The sequence below is a fragment of the Bacillus cereus group sp. BfR-BA-01380 genome, from assembly GCF_022663535.1.
In the GTDB taxonomy this organism is placed as follows: Bacteria; Bacillota; Bacilli; order Bacillales; family Bacillaceae_G; genus Bacillus_A; species Bacillus_A cereus_BB.
On record NZ_JAKUFS010000013.1, the window covers coordinates 1 to 17,645 of the forward strand.

The window sequence follows — 17,645 nt, forward strand, 5'->3', positions numbered from 1 at the left end:
AGAAACGCCCTTTCTTTTGCGACTGCAGAAACAAATATGTAAGAAAAAGAGAACTGCAAGCCTCTGCATTTTTCGCTGCAATTCTCTGTACTTTCTGCTTGCAAAAAACAGGTATATGATTATTTATATATAAACCATTATCTTCTTCTAATAATTCACCATATGTTTCAAAAAGTATACATGTTTCTTTCACCTGATTGACTGGTATTATAGGCTGGATATCATAATCTTTTGAATGATGGAATGAATCTCTAATGGCTTCAATTAATTCTTTAAATAATGTTATTGGATAGTCACTTCCCCCAATACTAAACATCTCTTGAGAGTCAAAAGAAAGAAATGTCCCTTTAGTACACTCGATTTTTTGTACTCGAGATAATTGATCCCACTTTATATTCCCATTAGATAAAAAACTATTTTTCCAATACAATCCTGAACTTGTAAAATAGACACCAGCTTTTCCAGAATTAAAAAGACTACAACTTAAAAAAGCAAAAATATGATCTTCTGTTGGTATAGCGAACTGCTTCTTTGTAATAGATAAGAAATTACTAGGTATTCTCTTAACATAAAATCTAGACTGTTGATATGTTAAACAGATATCAGTTAAGTGTCTAATATTGATAGTCTGCACGATATATCCATTCCCTTTATATTTTTTATATAATTAATTATAACATAAACATATTTTTAAAAATTCGCTCAAATAACAAACGGGTCTAGCCATATCGCCATCAAGCTAAGAAATTCCTTGTTACCCAAACGAAAAAATGAGCCAAACTCTCATAAATAACAAATAACTGTAAAAAGGTTAAATTTTCATTATGGGGGGCTCAAAATCTTAGCTTGACGGGCATGGGTAGCACCAACAAAACGCGAATTTCGTACACTAAGCGATTTTTCACATAGAAAAACCAATTCCCCGTACGCCAAGAACCTCAGCTTTTGATCATTCCATTATTCTTTAAATTTAGTACTTGGTTTCACAAACAATGCTATGCATCAGCATTTTGAATAAAATCTATTATTTTCTCCTTTAATTCAGTAGCAAATTTTGTACGTGTACTGAGATAGAATTGATTATTACTAGATAGATGTACACGTATAAGGTTTGCTGATCGCAATATCATAAGGTGATGATGGAGGTTCCCTTTAGCTCCGCCTATATAATTTAAAATATCCGTAAATTTATATTTATTTCTTGAAAGGAGCTGAAGTATATCTAAACGTTTTTGATCTGCTAGCGCTTTTGAAATGTTACATATTTTTTCTCTTGATTCTTCAAAACTTACAGGATACCACACAAACATTTTTTCTTTAAAAATACTAAAAGTATGGAGCGGACAAAAGTGAAGAGAAGGAATTAGAACAACGTGCTTAATTGTTGGAATTTCTATTTTAAGGCCAGTCGCAAACTCTTCTACCAACTCTTCTGGTAAATATGTTTCGGCTTTTCCATTAAATTTTGAAGCCTCATTAGTTATTTCTTTCTCTATATTCTCAAATTTAAAGTACTGGTTATACCACTCCGACAGGAAATAAAAATAATTATTTTTTTGATTTTCTAGATTAAGTAAAAGATGAGAATCTTCTTTTTTTAAGTGTGGCGCTAGTAATTCATACAATGTGGTTATTGATGCTTTCTGGAACCAATTTAAAAATGAATGAATATCATCTTTTTGAGGACACCCTTCAATTATTAAGCATAGTACATCCCCAAACGATACATCTTCAAATTGTTCAAGTTTATTTTTATATTCATCAGTTAGTTTAGCATCAACCTTTTCAATCCAACTAGTACCTTTATACAAATATTTCAGATTTTTCCTCCTTTTATATAATAAAAAGCTTAAAAGTAATTCATAAACTATTGAATCATCTAATGCTACACGATATGACATTACTTACCTCCTACTAGGATATTAATTATAGAATATCAAAAAATATAACAATTGAACAATGTCCAAAATTCTGAATTTATTTACAAATTTATATATTTCTGATATTGTTGAACTATAAATAAGTTCTTATTTTGAAGAACTCAATAAAATGCTATTGGAGGTTGTATTTATGAATCAAATTTCTCATGAGCCTACACGTTGGAATTTACAAAGATTATATCCAAATGAATTGAATCAAACTTTATCCAATGAATTAAATGAAATTAAAATTTTAATTCATTATTTAAAAGAAGAGACGTATTCAAAATTCAACTCTGAAAGTTTTATCGATGAAAAAATGCTGCAAATCTTCTCCAAAGTCCGCAGTAGGCTTGAAAAGGCGGAATATTATTGTTACTGTCTTAGTTCTGAATCAAAAGATCATTCTATTCTTACTTCATTGCATAGCAATATAACTTCTCTCAAAGACGGAGTGCATTCTTTATTATCAGATTGGAAAAAATATATAAGTAAACTTCCTGTTGAAATCCAGAAGGAATGGTATAGTCTCCCTTTTGTACAACCCTTTATTTCTGATTTATCTACTAACATGTATACTGGTATTGAAGAACAAATGATAAATTTTACAAGAAATGAATTAAATTATTGGAAAGATATGTACACTCAGCTTAAAAACAAATTAGAAATTGAACTTATTGATGATGATAATAAAAAAATAGTTTCTTTTAGTGAAGTGAATGATTTAGCTATGAATCATGATGACCCTATCAATAGAATGAAAGCGTTTGAGCTTCTAACAAGTAAATTGGATAAGGAAAAGGATCTTTTTGGTACCGTTTTTAATAACTTTGCACGATTACGGTTGTCTCAAAACGATGCCCTACAAAAAGACGATATATTATCAGATTCTCTTCATTCAAATGAAATTTCTCGAGAATCACTCTTTACAATGTGGGAGACAATAGATAAGAATTTAAAAGATTTAACTCGTTTTCTAGACTTTAAAAAGAATAATGTGGAAAGGCTAACATGGCATCAACTAATGACTTCTCAACAAAATGAGCAAAGTAAAATGCCTTTTTCAAAAGCCGTAGAAGAAATATTCAATTCATTTAAAAATATTGACGATGAAATTGCTCAATTTGCACTTCATGCAATAACAGACGGCTGGGTAGATGCAGAGCCAAGAACGAATAAACCTCCTGGAGGTTTTTGTGCTCCTTTTCTAAGTGAGGGGGAATCTAGAATTTCTTTACGATACGACGGAACGATAGAGAGTGCAAGGATACTAGCACATGAGATCGGACATGCATGGCATTTTAAACAGTTAAAAGATGCTCCTTCACTTTCTTTTTTAAAAGAACATTTTCCAATGAGTATCGCAGAGTGTTCATCTATTTTATTTGAATTAATTTTTGTGGATCATTTAATTACCGTTACGAGTGATTTAGAAATTAAACAATCTTTACTTAACTATAAAATACAAAGTAGCTTAAATTATTTAATGGCAGTTCGAGGGTCATTTATATTTGAGCAACTTTTCTATGAAAAAAGTAAAGATGGTCCATTAAGCCCTATTCAGATAGAGGAATTATCAATCGAATCCCAGAAAAGGGCCTATGGTGATAGCTTAGAACAGTATCAACCTTTTGTTTGGATAAAATATGGGCATTTTTATGAACCTAACATTCCTTTTTATAATTATCCTTATACTTTTGGCTATCTATTAAGTTTAGGTCTGTTAGCCATTGCAAAACAGGATGGTAGTGAATTTAATTCGAAATATAAAAGGTTCTTAAGTGAAACTGGAAAAAGGCCAGTTGAAGAATTAGTATACCATTACTTTCATATTGATCTTTCTAATCCACAATTTTGGCAGCAGTCTGTTAATCAAATTATTAAGGATATAGAAGAATATATTGATCTTTCAAATAATTAATTTTAATCCCGTTAATTTCAAAGGCAGAATAATTTTCCTGTGTCAAAGAAAGATACCTTTAGTAAATATTCAAGTCCCATAAACGAGTTTTCGGTGCTTCATTAAAAGAAGTTACATACACTCTAAAAATGGTTAAATTATAGCACCAAAACTCATTCCTAAAAACAAAGTTCCTTTGATTAAGACTGTTACCCTTTTTGGTAATGTCTTAGCGTACAGGAAACGAGTAAATCTTATATTAAAATTCGCTTACCGTACAAAATTTCCGAAATGTTGACGAGACCCCAAGTACTAAAAGAAAAAGAATATCAAAGCACCTATGTTGAATTCCCTGATGGTCACGATGTATTGTGGTGGCATAAACAGTTTGCTGATGGATTAGTGTCCTTACAACAATTTAAAATACCTATGAAATAATAAAAAGGGAGGAGAAAACATATGAAAGATAGAGAAAAAGAATTAGATAAGGCGTTAAAGAAACAAGAGATTCTAGTAAAAGATGAAAAGGTATGGTCATTTACGTATGAAGATCATATTAGTTCGATTATTAAACGCTCGCAAAAAGAAGGTGTATTTGATGATTTAGTAGGTAAAGGAAAGCCATTACAAATGGATAATAGTCTCTCTTATAATCCAGAAAAACAGTTATATAAAACAATGAAAGATAATCATATATTGCCGAGGTGGATTGAGCTTTCGAAAGAGATTGATACGTTAAAGGAGAAGTTGCATACATGCACAGAAAAGGAAGAAACTACTGCAATGGTTGAAATGATTAATAAAAAAATTTATGAGCACAATTTAACTTGTCCACCGTCAGCACAAAAATTGAAGATAAGTAAACCAAGCTAATACTGGATAATCGATACTTAATCAAAACAAGTCATTTATTCTCCCTAAAATGAAAAAATACGCTATTCTTTCTGTAGAATCATAGGAAAGGATGGCGTTAACTTTATTTAGAACAGTATAACTTTTTTATAAACGGTACGACTTTATTTCAACTAACGACAGATTAATTGAATAAGACATGTACTTATGATCTTCCACAATCGGGCGTGATTACTGAGCAAGAAGTAAAAGGGTGATACATATTATATATGACTAATATGTATCACCCTTTATTTTTTATGACTTTTTACAATTTAGGTCTTGATAACTTACAAACGATGCATCTTTGTTTCAAACCGACAATTTAAGCATTCAAAATGATCCCCATAATGAATAAACCATGCCACCAACAAAAAATGCTAAACCTAAAGCAAAAACAGTCAAAGCGAGTATTACATTTTTATTATTTTCCATAAATTTGTCTCCTTGTAATTTTATATTTGTTTAATTTTTTATACTAAAATAACCTTTAGTCGTAATTATGGCTAAAGGTTATCATCATCATACTTCTCAGTTTATAAAAGTTTATATTCTTCCTGTTTTCACTGCTCTAGCCCAATCTAAGTGACCGTTTATTTCACTTTTGTTAATTGCTCCATCTCGATTATAAGGAATATGTAATTGCTCTATCATCCAATCATTTTCTTGTTTTGTAACAATTGTATAATTAGCAAATGGTGAACCTGATTCCATTTTATGATAGATTGGTAATTCATCTTCATAAGCGGGGAGCCCAACACTTCCTGGATTAATAATTATTTTATCATTTGGAAGATAAATGACTCTTGGTATATGTGTATGTGCACAAAAAATAAGCCTTTGTGGAATACCACTTACTAATTTCATAATATCTTCTGTCTTTTTAAGCACTGATCCACTAGCGTTCATTTCCTCTAACAAATATATTTCATCACTTGTCGGTGTTCCATGACAAAAATAAAAATCGTCTGTTTGTAAGAAATTAGGTAAATTAGAAATCCACGTTTTATGCTCATCTTTTAATAAATTTTGTACATATTGAACTGTTAAATTAGACGTATTAGGTTCTAATAAAATTCGATCACAATTTCCTTTAATACTTTGAATATTTTGGTTCATTAAAAGATCATAGGTTTCCAGCGGAAATAAAGGACCATATAGGCTATCTCCTAAATTATAAATAGATTGAATCCCTCGGTTATTAATATCTGTTAGTACAGCTTGTAAGGCATCTTTATTTCCATGAATGTCAGCCATTATAGCAATTTTCATACCAATTACCCCTTCAGAATTTATAGTTTCACTTTTATTTCATCATAAATATGAAAAGAATTCGTCCCTTAATTTATATAAAATGAATATTCACACTATTATTGTACATTAATTGGAAAAAGCCGACACTACCTATTTTCAGGATCGGCTCTTGCTATTAAACATTGTGACTCTACTTCAAATTCACATATATGCGGGAGTTTAACATATTAGAAGTGAGTGAACTGTGGTTTTGAAAAAAGATGAACTGAAAACTCTTTGTAATTTCCGGCTTAACCTTAAGGAACTAAAGATACAGTTTAATGGAGCAACACACTTCAAATTCTTGTTAAAATATACATGTAAATGGAAGTTGAATAAAGGAATGGAGTGAAAAATGTTGAAAGAGAAAGTATGTCCTAAGTGTAATGCTAATCAAATTGAGAAAGGGATTATAAGAGCAGGCAACGGGGTAGTTCATATGCTTTCCTATAAAAATCCAAGAAGTCAATCTTCACCAATATCTTCATATTTTTGTTTGAATTGTGGATATATTTTAGGTTTATATGTTGAAAAACCACAAATTTTTTAAAGCAGAATATCAAATCAGTCAGTACGTTAGTTAAAGAAGGAATACAAATCAATCCAACTTTTTTATAAAACAACTATTTAATTTACCATAGGAAAAGCTTTTTTTGTTGGTTTATCAATTTTAATAGCAGTATTTCAAACCTATACAAACTGTTTATTTGAAGATAATTTTCAATCATATAAGAATGGAGCTATAATACACATACAGCTCCATTCTTCATATATCAATCTCGTCAGTATTCACATATATACTTTTAAAATGTTTCTAAAACGATTTTTCCAATCGTACTTCCTGTTTCAATCATCGCATGCGCTTTTCTAATAGTAGCCGCATGAATTGGTGATAACGTCTTGTTTAAAGTCGTCTTAAGCACTTTTTGATCTAGTAACTCACTAACTTGATTTAACAAAAGATGCTGGTTAATCATATCTTCCGTATGGTACATAGATTTTGTAAACATGAATTCCCAAACAAATGTAGCACTTTTACTTTTTAATAACCCTAACTCTAACGGTTTCTCATTTTCTACAATCGAACAAATCTTTCCTTGCGGTTTGATTACTTCTGCCATACCGTTCCAGTGTTGATCTGTATTATTTAAGCAGAAAATATAATCCACTTCATCTATTTCCATTTGCGATAATTGTTCTTTAAATGATTCATGGTGATTGATAACATAATCAGCACCTAGACTTTCCACCCATTCTCTCGTTTCCTTTCGAGAGGCAGTTGTAATAACGTTAAGGCCAGCCCATTTTGCTAATTGGATGGCAATAGAACCTACACCACCGGCACCGCCAATGATTAAAATATTTTTCAGTTCATTCTTTTCCTTATTATTAACATCAATTGCTAAACGTTCAAACAACCCTTCCCACGCTGTAATCGCAGTTAAAGGAATGGCAGCTGATTGGGCATGAGTCAAATTTTTCGGTTTCGCTCCCACAATTCTTTCATCCACTAGATGATATTCACTATATGTACCTGGTCTAATAATGCTTCCTGCATAGAAAACTTCATCACCTGGTTGAAACAAAGTACACTCTTCTCCAACTTCTACAACAACGCCGCTAGCATCCCATCCTAGTATTTTATATTCTTCTTCTTTTTTATCTTTTGGTGCTCGAACTTTTACATCAACAGGATTAACCGAAATAGCATGGATTTTCACAAGTAAATCCTTTCCTTTCGGTATCAGACGTGGTAATTCAATATCAATTAGACTGTTCTCATTTTCGATAGGTAAATATTCCAATAAACCAACTGCTTTCATATTCATTTCCTCCGCTTGATAAAATTGAGCTTCTCTTTACATTATAAATTGCAAAATCAAATGATGTAAGAAGGCACATTTATGTCACATAGTATCACTAATGTTACGATTAGTATTACTATAGACTGCCACCTTTATAAGGAATAAAAAAGCAGTTTAAGTGTCCGTATGTAAGGTTATGATCACCGATTTATTCCACCGCTGTACCTTAATTCATATACTTGTTGACCGTCCATTAGAATCATTTCCTTACCATGAAAACAATCAATAGTACCTTCATACTCATTTTTGAAGGTATAATTGCCTGATTCATAGTGATTGGGACCACGATAGATACATCACTACTATTTTCTTTTATTAATCATCATCTCTAGCATGATCTTATCCATATTCGGTGAACCTTCATTTCCTAATCGGCAAAAGTTCTCAATTGTTTTATCAACATCTGCTTCGATAAATCCATCTGTAGCAGAGATACACATTCCTTGTGAGGCTAACAGTGCAGATTGTACAGCTGCGCTTGAACAAGTTGCTACTTTCATCGCACATCCTGCTTTTGCTCCGTCACAAATCATCCCTGTCACATTTCCAAGTGTATTTTGGATTGCATATTTTATCTTTTCAATATCTCCACCTAATAAATACGTAATAGCAGCCGATGCACTTGCACCAGCAACTGTTACACCGCAAAGTGCAGACAAACGTCCAAACTGATTTTTAATGTAAATCGCTAATAAATGACTTAACGTAACAGCACGAATTAGCTCTTCTTCCGAAGCATTTAATTTCTCACCTGCGGCTACTACAGGCATCGTTACGGCAATCCCTTGATTACCACTTCCTGAGTTAGCCATTACTGGCATCGTCGAACCGGCCATACGTGCATCTGAACCAGCAGCTGCTAATGCCATCGCATGAGTTGTTAAATCATCTGATAGAATTCCTTTCAATACATTTGCCTTTAATGTTTTTCCAACTTGTAAGCCATATTCATTCGACAAACCATCTAGTGCCACATTACGATTCAGTTCAATACTCTTTTTTACAAGTGCCAATTCCTTTACATCTACAGTCATAACAAATTCATATATTTCTGGAATCGTTAGTTCATCACGTTCTTCTTCAGAAGTGGCAAAGTGTGTATTTCCACATCCATTCTTATAAACAAGCTCCCCATTCGCTTCTACTAATGCGATAAATGTGTGATTATCCTGAATAATAGCCCTTGCATATCCCTCGTCTGTCGTAAGCTTCACTTCAATGTATAGCTTTTTAGACGTATCTGCTAATTCTACAGACACTTTCCCCGCTTCTACTAAAGAAATTGCTTGTTCTTCATCTTCTTCTGAGATTCCGGCTAACACTTCTAAAGCTTTTTTGCTATCTCCTGCTAACACTCCTAAAGCAGCAACAAAGGCAATTCCAGTAGCCTTCATTCCTGGTATACCAACCGCCATTGCATTTTTAATGACATTTGTACTTGCAAGTACTTCGATTGACTGTATGTCGCCCTTCATATAATCTCTTGCAGTAGCTGCGGCTAACGCAATCGACACTGGCTCTGTACACCCTAAAGCAACGACTAATTCTTTCTCTAACACACGTAAGATACTATTCTTGTTCACAAATTGCTCCCCCTGTCTTTCAACTACCCATCATGTGGAATGATGAACAAGTTTTCGCAAAAAATTAATTGTTTTCATCTTTAATTTTCTATAAATAACGGTATATATTACGATAATAATAAATTATCATGATAATTTATTATCGTAATTTCATAGTATAACAATATGTAAGCGATTACAAAGTATTTTTTCTATCCCTAGATATTTTCATTGCAAGCAAGCCTTTAAGGGGTACGGAAACGATTCAAGGAATGAGGGTCCCCCTCTGGAAAATAAATATAAAACAAAAATCATTGGATTGTTTTTTAATAGTTGGAAAGCAATAACGGATTGGTGTTATTTAACAATAGTGATTGGTTAAAAAATCATTTATCCTAGTATAGGAGAAAGTAACATTTCTTTGGAAATAAACCTGTAGAGGTGTAAATAATATGCTGTCTTTTCTATCTGAATTTGTAATATGGTATCCGATTTGTATGTCCATTATTTGGATGGTAGGTGCTATTATATTTTATATTTGTATAGAATCTAAACAAATACGATTTCGAGATGAAACACCGTTTGTTTCAATTTTAATACCTTGTTACAATGAAGAACATACAATTCGAGAAACGATCGATCATGTAATGAAACAAAAATATCCCCATTATGAAGTTATTGTGATAAATGATGGAAGTACAGATCAAACTGTTTCTATTGTGAAACAACTCATTGATAAATATCCGAACTTGCGATGTATCAATGTGAAAAAAAATTTCGGAAAAGCCAATGCATTACATGCCGGATTATTAGCTTCTAAAGGCGATTTTTTAGTTTGCATAGACGCAGATGCGATATTAGATGTACATGCGTTACAACATATGATTCCACATTTTTCAACTGCTAATCAAGGAAACAATATTGGTGCAGTAACTGGAAATCCGAGAGTTAGAAATCGGAATAACTTATTAAGTAAAATCCAAATATCCGAATTTTCAAGCATAGTTGGCATGATTAAAAGAACACAAAGTATATATGGAAGTATAATGACGGTTTCGGGTGTCGTTGTTGCTTTTCGAAAACAAGCATTATTAGATTGTCAATTATGGGATCGAGATATTTTGACGGAAGATATTGCGGTGACTTGGAAATTACAGAAGAAAGGTTGGCAGATTAAATATGGGCCCCGTGCTATTTGTTGGATGTTAGTTCCCGAAACCCTATATGGATTGTGGAAACAAAGAGTTCGATGGGCACAAGGCGGGTTAGAAGTTTTAATTAAACATAGGGATATCTTTTTAAATTGGAAATATAAAAGTTTATATATCATTTATATAGAACAGCTCGTAAGTATTGTATGGTCAATCGTATGGTTCCTCATGACTGTGACTCTTTTCATAAATATTTCTTTTACATTTGATTTCTTAAAATTATTCACAGTATCATCAGGGATATTATCGATGATATGCGTGTTTCAATTTTTCATTGCGATTATGATAGATAAAAAATATGATGTGAATTTAATAAAAGAATATTTGTGGGCTGCTTGGTATCCGATATGTTATTGGTATGTGAATGTTTTTGTGATTTTAGTGGCTATTATGAAAGTTTTAACAAAAAAGAAAGGAAAATTTGCAGTATGGGAAAGTCCAGACAGAGGTCTACAACAAACGAAATAATTGTATACGATTTGAATTTAACGAAAATGAAATTTTTACAATATAGCATATCATTCTTTTTATGGTTGTATATTATAATGTTTGGTATTTTTATTATCATGAATTGTTTCAAATGGAATATGGAGTATACGGAATTCCTATTATTTTTGTTGAATACAAGCCAATCACATATTCGAATCATGATGTTTATTATTTTGGCATGGAGTATTCTCTCATTTTTTTTCATGTTTCTGTGGAATACGTATAGGTCTTATAATTTCCAGTCCAAAACAAAAAGACAAGTCTGGAATATAGAACAACATGCATATATGACAGCTCATTTTTTTCATTTAACGAAAGAAGAGAATATATATTTCCAAACGGAAACATATATAGAAATAGAATTCCCATTGGATGCCTAGCATATACTGCATGTTTCATGAAGTTGTATGGACCCAATTTTGTATCACTTCCCAAGAAACATCATCAATTAATACTCTTTGAATAAAAAAAGGGGAACTATGTTGATTAACGATTCCTGGTGATAGAGTGAATAGTAAATCATATCGCTCAGATAATAATACGTTATCTGTCTGTGGTGTCCCATATCCATATGGATATGCAAAATATTTTGGTTCATACCCGAAATGATCATAAAAAACTTGTTTTGCTCGTTTGGAATCTGTAATAAATTTAGATATATTTTCACTTTTTAAAAAAGGTGGTTTCTCATCTTTTTCAATGTAATGTAATTGATGAGTGTGTGTCCCCACTGTTACTAGATTTGATCGTGTCATTTCAAAAATTTGATCCCAGTTAATCATGGTTAATCCATTAAAATTTGGATTTCCTACTTCCCCTGTAATGATGAAAATTGTAAAAGGGATTTGCTGTTGTTTTAAAAAGGGATACGCATAACGATAAACACTCTGATCAATGTCATCAAATGTAATCATCACACATTTGGAAGGCATTTTTTTTTGTTGATCTATGTAATCATATAATTCTTCTGGTGTGATAAATTGAAATTGATGTTTTTGTAAAAATGTAATTTGCTTCATAAAATCATCTTTAAAAACAGAATACGTTGTTAATTCTAGGTTTCCACTTACTTTCGCAAGATATTTGATGATGGCATTACCAGGACGAATTCGATGGTAATTTAATATGATACACCCCTTTCCAGAAAGTTTTTTAGCTTGTGTCAAGGGGTGTTCTTCTTCTCTTGTCATATAAGCATAAGTATATATAAAAAAAATGATAAGCAGAAACATGCTAATCAATAGTTTTCTTTTCACACTATCCCTCATTTTATCCCGTATTAACGGGCAGTAATACTCCCGCCTCAAAATTCAGCGGAAGCATTATCCAGCTCTAGCGGCTAGAATCTCCAGTCGTTTCGCCCCCTCGGACGGGGCAAAAAGCGCCTCTCCGCCCTGTGCGTGGGCGCCCTGCAATTCTGAGCGAGCCGCTTCCGCCTTTCTTAAGAAGTTAAGCGGGAGATAAACTGCCCGTAAAAGCCCGATTGGTTCAACTAATAATCAGTGGGGGATGAAGAACCCCCCCCACTGATTAAAGTTTCACTTTATGTTGTGTATAAAGTATGTTTAATATTTCCTTATGTCCAAGTAATTATGACAACGAATAAGCAAATGTGACCGTATGACAGAAATGAACACTTTTTCCTCAGCACTAGAACGAAAAAAGACAAGTAAAAATCAATTGTTAGTTTAAAACAAAGTTTGATCATTTCCTACCTTTGACTTTAAAGAATAATACCATTTATATGACTTTATTATAGAAATCTACTCAAATATAAAATACCAGTATATCGCTATTTCGTCACTCAGCTGATTGATGCCTTTGTAGACATATTTGTCAAAGCCACCAATACAGAAACCATAGCGTTCATAAAACTTACATGCACCTACATTGTTATTTTGTGTCTCTAACATCATACCAACCATTCGGTTATCTTGAGCCCAATCTTTGACCTTATCCATGAGTAGGCGGCCGATACCATGTCGCCGATATTTTTGATCTACTTTGATGTCTTCGATGTAAGCAAACTCATTCCAGTTTCGCCTTACTATAACCAGGCCGACAATATCATTTCCTTCAATCGCCAAGAATATTGCTTTATCTGGATGATTAATGTATTTTTGGAAGTCAAGTAGATCATCTAGATCCTCCGAATACTGTTTTTCATAAGGAAGGACTTTCTTCACCGTATACTGGATGGAATGCTCCGTTGCTGTTAAAAAAAGAAGCGAATCTACTGTGAATCGATCATTGATGATAACAGAATAATCCAGGTCTTCTCCTGTGAATTTTTTAATAGTTACGCCCATTTTTTTCATTCTCCTCATTATCTGACTTCAAACACCATTCATCAAGCGATGTGCAACAGGAACATTGATTTGATTTCGTTTAATTTAACAATTTGCCTGTTTGTTGAACATAAGAATCCTACATACCTACACAGTATTTTTGATCAAATGCTATTTAAAATCTACAGTTACAAAAGAATCTGGGATTGAGGAGCTTAAAGACTCATTGATCTAAATCTAAACTTCTTTCGTTATATCATACTTTAACAATTGTCGATGGTCATAAAATTTTTCAAAAATAACACCCATTAAATAGAAAAATAATAAACCAAAACAAATGTGAATGAGTGTAAATTTAACTCCAAATGAAGCAAATTCATATACAATAACCGGTAACTTTGCAGTTGTCCAAACTCCTAAAAAAAATACAATGTACCGTATGCCTGCTCCTTTTTTTAATAAAAGTGCCGCAATTGGAAAAGCCACGTAAAGGGGGCCAGCTGCAATTCCTCCTAATAATAGAGAAAATAAGGCGCCATAAATTCCAGATTTTTCCCCCATATATCTAATTAACGTTTCTTTCTCCACCCATTTGTCAAGCAAACCTACGAATATTAAGACAGGAGGGAGTAAAAGCAGCATATCTAAAATGCTTTTTCCTGTTAATTGAAATGCCTTCCATCCCACCGTTTGGTTTATAAGAGTTAGGATAATGAGACCAGCTAATAAAATGAAAAAGAAACGATACTTTCTTAATTCATTCATACCATCACCACCCAAATAATATATGAAAATATGAGAGACATTACTACTGCAGATACATTGCGAGAATAAGCAAAACTTCGTCCAAATATTTTTTGTTCCATAGGTAAAGTTGTGATTCCTACTGACATTAATGTAGACATTAATGCAGCTACTTGAGGAAGACCAGCGCCATTTTGGACTAATGTATGTCCAAGAGGAAATACAACAAAGCTTGGAAGTAGTGCAACAGAGCCAATTATTGTCGAATAAACAATACCTATCCATCCAGATTTTTCTCCAATGATTGAAGAAATGAGTGATGGCGTTAATATAGATAGTGATAGTCCAACGAAAAGCATAATTGATAACATGTCAGGTATAATATTACGAAACATTTTCCATGACTTTAGTAGAGCATCTTTTGTTTTATTTCGATCCTTTATAAAAGAAATACTGATAAGAATAATAGCGATAGCGTAAAGGATAACACCATTAATCATGATCAGACTCCTTCCATTCTTTATATTTGTTTAAGAAAAATGATAAATTCTTAATTTTTTCTTCAATATCTATTTGAAAATCTTCTAATTTTCTTTTTCCAACTGTAGTAATTTTGTACATCTTTATCGGCTTATCTTGATCAGTTGTATCCAAATAAGACTCAACAGCACCTTCTTTCTCTAATTTTTTTAGTGTGCGATATATGATGGCACTATCAATTGGATTGATGGGAAGCTCTTCTTCACATTTCTGCAGAAGTTTCCCTCCATAGCAATCTCCCTCTGTTAAAAACAGCAAAAGAAATGCACCTGTGTGTCTTCCTGTATGTTTCATGAAATATATAACCTCCTAATTTAAATGTAAAAAATTTTTTTCGTTAACATAACATTAAAATTAACACTGTTAACAACAGTATACTGTCATTAACAGTAATATGTTACTAACAGTATAAGATTAATATAAATGTTATGTCAATTCTAAAATATACAACATGTTTTTTTATCTTTGTGATAACATGAATTCAATTGCAAATACTACCGAAGAATTGATAAAGTCAACAGAAATGAATGCGATGTCTTCTAGGGGGCATGTAAGATGACCCCATAATGGGAAAAAATTTTAGATGAGGCGGTTCATTTCTCGAATTGTTCACTTCCCCCACCTATTAGTGTGTATTCTTACAAGGATTTGTTAGTTCGTCACCAAGCTTCCCTAAATATAAAACATATCCATAAGGAAGCTTGTAGACCCTTGTTATTGTGAAAATATAACAACAAAAAAACAACTCGTGGGAAACCCCTAGAGTTGTTTTGATTTTCGTTATAGCTTTATAAATTTCATGGCACAATTGCTACCTCTAAAATGCTTTATTTATTATTTGTGTCCACACCAAAATTGCTACTGTCCCTACACATATACAAACTGCATATATAATACCGCTAATTCCACCCAAAAATTCCAGTCCAAAAGGTAATAAACAAGTAGCAATACCTACTATGTAAGAGAATATACCGAATAGCTTAGCTAGTTTATCTTTATCACCAATAAAGCTATCTTCTTGATAACCTGCAATGAGCCACAGTTTCTTTTTTATATGGATTTGATAACCTATAATAATGATAATTAAAGCAACAACTATACAAGTAATAAACCCAGCAATCACTTTACTCCGCCTCCTTTTATAACAAATTTTACCACATCAAAGTCATTCTATATATGCTTAGCGTACAAAATCCACGTTTTGATGGCGCTATCCCAAGAAGAGTTTATGAAGAAATGTACTTAAAGTAACGGGCAATTTTGTTTAATAAGAAGGAAAATTTTTTATTACTTTCGTCAAAAACTAGGAAAATTTGAATAAATGTATATTGGAGGTGATGAATTATGATTCACAACATTAATGAATATATAGAGTATTTGAATAGTGTGCGAAAGCGTACCATGCAATATGTGAAAGCTACTCCAAGTTTTACTTTAGAATGGAAACCAACAGAAAATAAATTTTCAACGGGAGATTTATTTCGACATTTAGGTTCTTCTCAGCTAATGTATTTAAATATATTAGAGCAAAAGGGTTGGATCTATCCTGGGCATGATAGAAATAAAGGGGAAACTATAGAAGAAATTACTCATTATTTAGAAGCGTGTCATGCTAAATTTATAAAAGGCTTATTAATTCTAGGCAATGATCTTTTAACCAAAAGAATTCCCACTATGCATGGTCATGAGGTAAGTTCAGGGAGGATTATGATGGCATTCATAGAACATGAAATACATCACCGTGGGCAGTTATCTACTTATTTACAGAACAACAATGTTGAACCTCCGCAAATTTTCGGATTAAAGATTGAACAAGTTAAAAGAGTATAAATTCCAACATTACATGTATAAAAGATTACTTATTCAACCATCGGATGGCTTGAGTTGAACAAGTAAAAACAAAAGACGTTAAGAGAATTAATAGTTGAGAATAAAAATTTTAATTCAGTAGAACAACATCCTTCAAAAGAATTCTCTTGCGTCCTTTTCGGCCAGTGCAGTGTATCTGTATTTCAAGAAGGAATTGAACGTAAGAATAAAGATGGCTACCCTTGCATTCATTGTGGTTCTAATCAAGTTGTGTGTACTGGTAAGTATATAGTTCAACTTGGTCTAAAAGATTGAACCCATTGTTCTCCTAGAATATATTAAAGATGAATGAAACTAGAAATTATAGTCTGAGAGGAGAAGTAAAAATGAGTATTATGGTTAAGTATCAAGAGAGAGTGAAACAAGATCTAGAACACAATGAGCAAATTGTTGATATCATTTCAGGAAGAACTGCCCCTACTAATTGGGTTATGAAACTTCTTCCTGAAATTTCTTGGCTTACGAAAGAGAATATGCCAATAGTTTTAGCGATAACAAACAAAAAATTACTTGTGTATAAACAACAACTAAATTCAGAAATTCAACTCGCCATTGGAATTCACCGCTCCGATATAACAGAATGCAAAGAAGTAAACGGCGTGCTAAATGGAGCAATTCAAGTTTCACTAAAAGACAATCAATCCTTCAAATTTGTTTTTAAAAAAGAACGTGTACAAGATATCTTGAACGAGCTTAATACATAATTACAAATAAGGGAACAACGAAACCGCTTTGACATAAATCAAAGCGGTTATCATTTATTATAACTTCCTCTTTTTATGGACTCGATTGTACTAAACATTCGTGAGTAATCATCCTTAATGTTTGTTTCATTTACCTTATCATTGTATAGTCCATAACCGTAACTTTGAATATTTTCACCCTCTTGAAAATAGCCTGTGGCATATTCAACTGATTCCACTTCTGGGAAATCTTCGTAGGATAGTTTCTCATCAACGAATGGAATATATGATTTTCTAGTCTCAATAAAGAAAAATGGAATCCCTGCCTTTTTATATACTTTCGCGTATTTACTATGGGCAGCTTCTGACAGATGTTCCTTCTTGATAAAGT

General features: G+C 32.4%; 17 protein-coding genes and 2 pseudogenes. 7 read left to right on the forward strand and 12 right to left on the reverse strand.

Translation table 11 applies throughout. The annotated features are described in order from the left end of the window. Together MR076_RS13360 and MR076_RS13365 are read right to left on the reverse strand one after the other, a co-directional pair. Positions 1-634 (reverse strand): annotated as a pseudogene (locus MR076_RS13360) (hypothetical protein); the annotation flags it as partial. 361 nt (positions 635-995) lie between these two features. Next, positions 996-1,901: a winged helix-turn-helix domain-containing protein gene (locus tag MR076_RS13365; protein WP_242221295.1), complete on the reverse strand. Its 906-nt coding sequence runs from the start codon at positions 1,899-1,901 to the stop codon at positions 996-998. 169 nt (positions 1,902-2,070) lie between these two features. Between MR076_RS13365 and MR076_RS13370 the strand changes: the two genes are divergently transcribed. Together MR076_RS13370 and MR076_RS13375 are read left to right on the forward strand one after the other, a co-directional pair. After that, positions 2,071-3,840, forward strand: a complete 1,770-nt coding sequence (locus tag MR076_RS13370; RefSeq protein WP_242221297.1) for a M3 family metallopeptidase — start codon at positions 2,071-2,073, stop codon at positions 3,838-3,840. 438 nt (positions 3,841-4,278) lie between these two features. Further along, complete coding sequence (locus MR076_RS13375; RefSeq protein ID WP_242221299.1) at positions 4,279-4,692, forward strand: DnaJ family domain-containing protein; 414 nt, start codon at positions 4,279-4,281, stop codon at positions 4,690-4,692. Positions 4,693-5,256: 564 nt separating this feature from the next. Here the strand turns inward: MR076_RS13375 and MR076_RS13380 are convergent. Further along, complete coding sequence (locus MR076_RS13380) at positions 5,257-5,982, reverse strand: metallophosphoesterase family protein (protein ID WP_242221300.1); 726 nt, start codon at positions 5,980-5,982, stop codon at positions 5,257-5,259. A 376-nt stretch (positions 5,983-6,358) separates the two neighbouring features. On the opposite strand from MR076_RS13380, the gene MR076_RS13385 reads away from it, so the two are divergent. Further along, positions 6,359-6,553, forward strand: coding sequence for an acetyltransferase (locus MR076_RS13385; RefSeq protein ID WP_396021700.1), 195 nt, complete (start codon positions 6,359-6,361; stop codon positions 6,551-6,553). Positions 6,554-6,806: 253 nt separating this feature from the next. Here MR076_RS13385 and MR076_RS13390 read toward each other — a convergent pair whose 3' ends face one another. The 3 genes from MR076_RS13390 to MR076_RS13400 all read right to left on the reverse strand — a co-directional run bounded on the left by MR076_RS13390 (position 6,807) and on the right by MR076_RS13400 (position 9,451). Continuing rightward, the gene (locus tag MR076_RS13390; RefSeq protein ID WP_242221304.1) at positions 6,807-7,826 is read right to left on the reverse strand and encodes a zinc-binding alcohol dehydrogenase family protein; all 1,020 of its coding nucleotides are present in this window, start codon (positions 7,824-7,826) and stop codon (positions 6,807-6,809) included. Positions 7,827-8,008: 182 nt separating this feature from the next. After that, complete coding sequence (locus MR076_RS13395; RefSeq protein WP_242221546.1) at positions 8,009-8,161, reverse strand: DUF5680 domain-containing protein; 153 nt, start codon at positions 8,159-8,161, stop codon at positions 8,009-8,011. Between the two features lie 9 nt (positions 8,162-8,170). Beyond that, positions 8,171-9,451, reverse strand: coding sequence for an L-cysteine desulfidase family protein (locus MR076_RS13400; RefSeq protein WP_242221306.1), 1,281 nt, complete (start codon positions 9,449-9,451; stop codon positions 8,171-8,173). 431 nt (positions 9,452-9,882) lie between these two features. Between MR076_RS13400 and pgaC the strand changes: the two genes are divergently transcribed. Next, positions 9,883-11,109 carry a poly-beta-1,6-N-acetyl-D-glucosamine synthase gene (gene pgaC, locus MR076_RS13405; RefSeq protein WP_242221308.1) on the forward strand — a complete coding sequence of 409 codons (1,227 nt, stop codon included), beginning with the start codon at positions 9,883-9,885 and terminating at the stop codon, positions 11,107-11,109. 416 nt (positions 11,110-11,525) lie between these two features. On the opposite strand, the gene MR076_RS13410 is transcribed toward pgaC, so the two are convergent. The 6 genes from MR076_RS13410 to MR076_RS13435 all read right to left on the reverse strand — a co-directional run bounded on the left by MR076_RS13410 (position 11,526) and on the right by MR076_RS13435 (position 15,825). After that, positions 11,526-12,296 carry a polysaccharide deacetylase family protein gene (locus tag MR076_RS13410; protein WP_242221309.1) on the reverse strand — a complete coding sequence of 257 codons (771 nt, stop codon included), beginning with the start codon at positions 12,294-12,296 and terminating at the stop codon, positions 11,526-11,528. A 597-nt stretch (positions 12,297-12,893) separates the two neighbouring features. After that, positions 12,894-13,439: a GNAT family N-acetyltransferase gene (locus tag MR076_RS13415; protein ID WP_242221311.1), complete on the reverse strand. Its 546-nt coding sequence runs from the start codon at positions 13,437-13,439 to the stop codon at positions 12,894-12,896. A 216-nt stretch (positions 13,440-13,655) separates the two neighbouring features. Next, positions 13,656-14,183: a permease gene (locus tag MR076_RS13420; RefSeq protein WP_242221313.1), complete on the reverse strand. Its 528-nt coding sequence runs from the start codon at positions 14,181-14,183 to the stop codon at positions 13,656-13,658. Next, complete coding sequence (locus MR076_RS13425) at positions 14,180-14,662, reverse strand: hypothetical protein (RefSeq protein WP_242221315.1); 483 nt, start codon at positions 14,660-14,662, stop codon at positions 14,180-14,182. Before MR076_RS13425 ends, MR076_RS13420 begins: the two co-directional genes overlap by 4 nt. Further along, positions 14,655-14,996: a PadR family transcriptional regulator gene (locus tag MR076_RS13430; protein ID WP_242221317.1), complete on the reverse strand. Its 342-nt coding sequence runs from the start codon at positions 14,994-14,996 to the stop codon at positions 14,655-14,657. The genes MR076_RS13425 and MR076_RS13430 overlap by 8 nt, the downstream gene beginning before the upstream one ends. A gap of 523 nt (positions 14,997-15,519) precedes the next feature. Beyond that, a complete protein-coding gene (locus MR076_RS13435) occupies positions 15,520-15,825 on the reverse strand; it encodes a DUF3784 domain-containing protein (RefSeq protein WP_242221319.1) in 306 nt (101 codons plus the stop codon). Positions 15,826-16,046: 221 nt separating this feature from the next. Here MR076_RS13435 and MR076_RS13440 point away from each other — a divergent pair, with 221 nt between their 5' ends. The 3 genes and pseudogenes from MR076_RS13440 to MR076_RS13450 all read left to right on the forward strand — a co-directional run bounded on the left by MR076_RS13440 (position 16,047) and on the right by MR076_RS13450 (position 17,275). Then, on the forward strand, positions 16,047-16,532 hold the full coding sequence (locus MR076_RS13440) for a DinB family protein (RefSeq protein ID WP_242221321.1): 486 nt from the start codon (positions 16,047-16,049) through the stop codon (positions 16,530-16,532). A 90-nt stretch (positions 16,533-16,622) separates the two neighbouring features. Further along, positions 16,623-16,823, forward strand: a pseudogene (locus MR076_RS13445) (IS1595 family transposase); the annotation flags it as partial. A 74-nt stretch (positions 16,824-16,897) separates the two neighbouring features. Beyond that, complete coding sequence (locus tag MR076_RS13450; RefSeq protein WP_242221323.1) at positions 16,898-17,275, forward strand: hypothetical protein; 378 nt, start codon at positions 16,898-16,900, stop codon at positions 17,273-17,275. The last annotated feature ends 370 nt before the right edge of the window (positions 17,276-17,645 follow it).

Excerpts from the sequence above, each read along its gene's own strand:
- MR076_RS13420 (WP_242221313.1), bottom strand. The coding sequence starts at position 14,183 with ATGAATGAATTAAGAAAGTATCGTTTCTTTTTCATTTTATTAGCTGGT.
- MR076_RS13370 (WP_242221297.1), top strand. The coding sequence starts at position 2,071 with ATGAATCAAATTTCTCATGAGCCTACACGTTGGAATTTACAAAGATTA.
- MR076_RS13450 (WP_242221323.1), top strand. The coding sequence starts at position 16,898 with ATGAGTATTATGGTTAAGTATCAAGAGAGAGTGAAACAAGATCTAGAA.
- pgaC (WP_242221308.1), top strand. The coding sequence starts at position 9,883 with ATGCTGTCTTTTCTATCTGAATTTGTAATATGGTATCCGATTTGTATG.
- MR076_RS13430 (WP_242221317.1), bottom strand. The coding sequence starts at position 14,996 with ATGAAACATACAGGAAGACACACAGGTGCATTTCTTTTGCTGTTTTTA.
- MR076_RS13385 (WP_396021700.1), top strand. The coding sequence starts at position 6,359 with ATGTTGAAAGAGAAAGTATGTCCTAAGTGTAATGCTAATCAAATTGAG.
- MR076_RS13380 (WP_242221300.1), bottom strand. The coding sequence starts at position 5,982 with ATGAAAATTGCTATAATGGCTGACATTCATGGAAATAAAGATGCCTTA.
- MR076_RS13425 (WP_242221315.1), bottom strand. The coding sequence starts at position 14,662 with ATGATTAATGGTGTTATCCTTTACGCTATCGCTATTATTCTTATCAGT.
- MR076_RS13375 (WP_242221299.1), top strand. The coding sequence starts at position 4,279 with ATGAAAGATAGAGAAAAAGAATTAGATAAGGCGTTAAAGAAACAAGAG.
- MR076_RS13390 (WP_242221304.1), bottom strand. The coding sequence starts at position 7,826 with ATGAAAGCAGTTGGTTTATTGGAATATTTACCTATCGAAAATGAGAAC.
- MR076_RS13440 (WP_242221321.1), top strand. The coding sequence starts at position 16,047 with ATGATTCACAACATTAATGAATATATAGAGTATTTGAATAGTGTGCGA.
- MR076_RS13415 (WP_242221311.1), bottom strand. The coding sequence starts at position 13,439 with ATGGGCGTAACTATTAAAAAATTCACAGGAGAAGACCTGGATTATTCT.
- MR076_RS13365 (WP_242221295.1), bottom strand. The coding sequence starts at position 1,901 with ATGTCATATCGTGTAGCATTAGATGATTCAATAGTTTATGAATTACTT.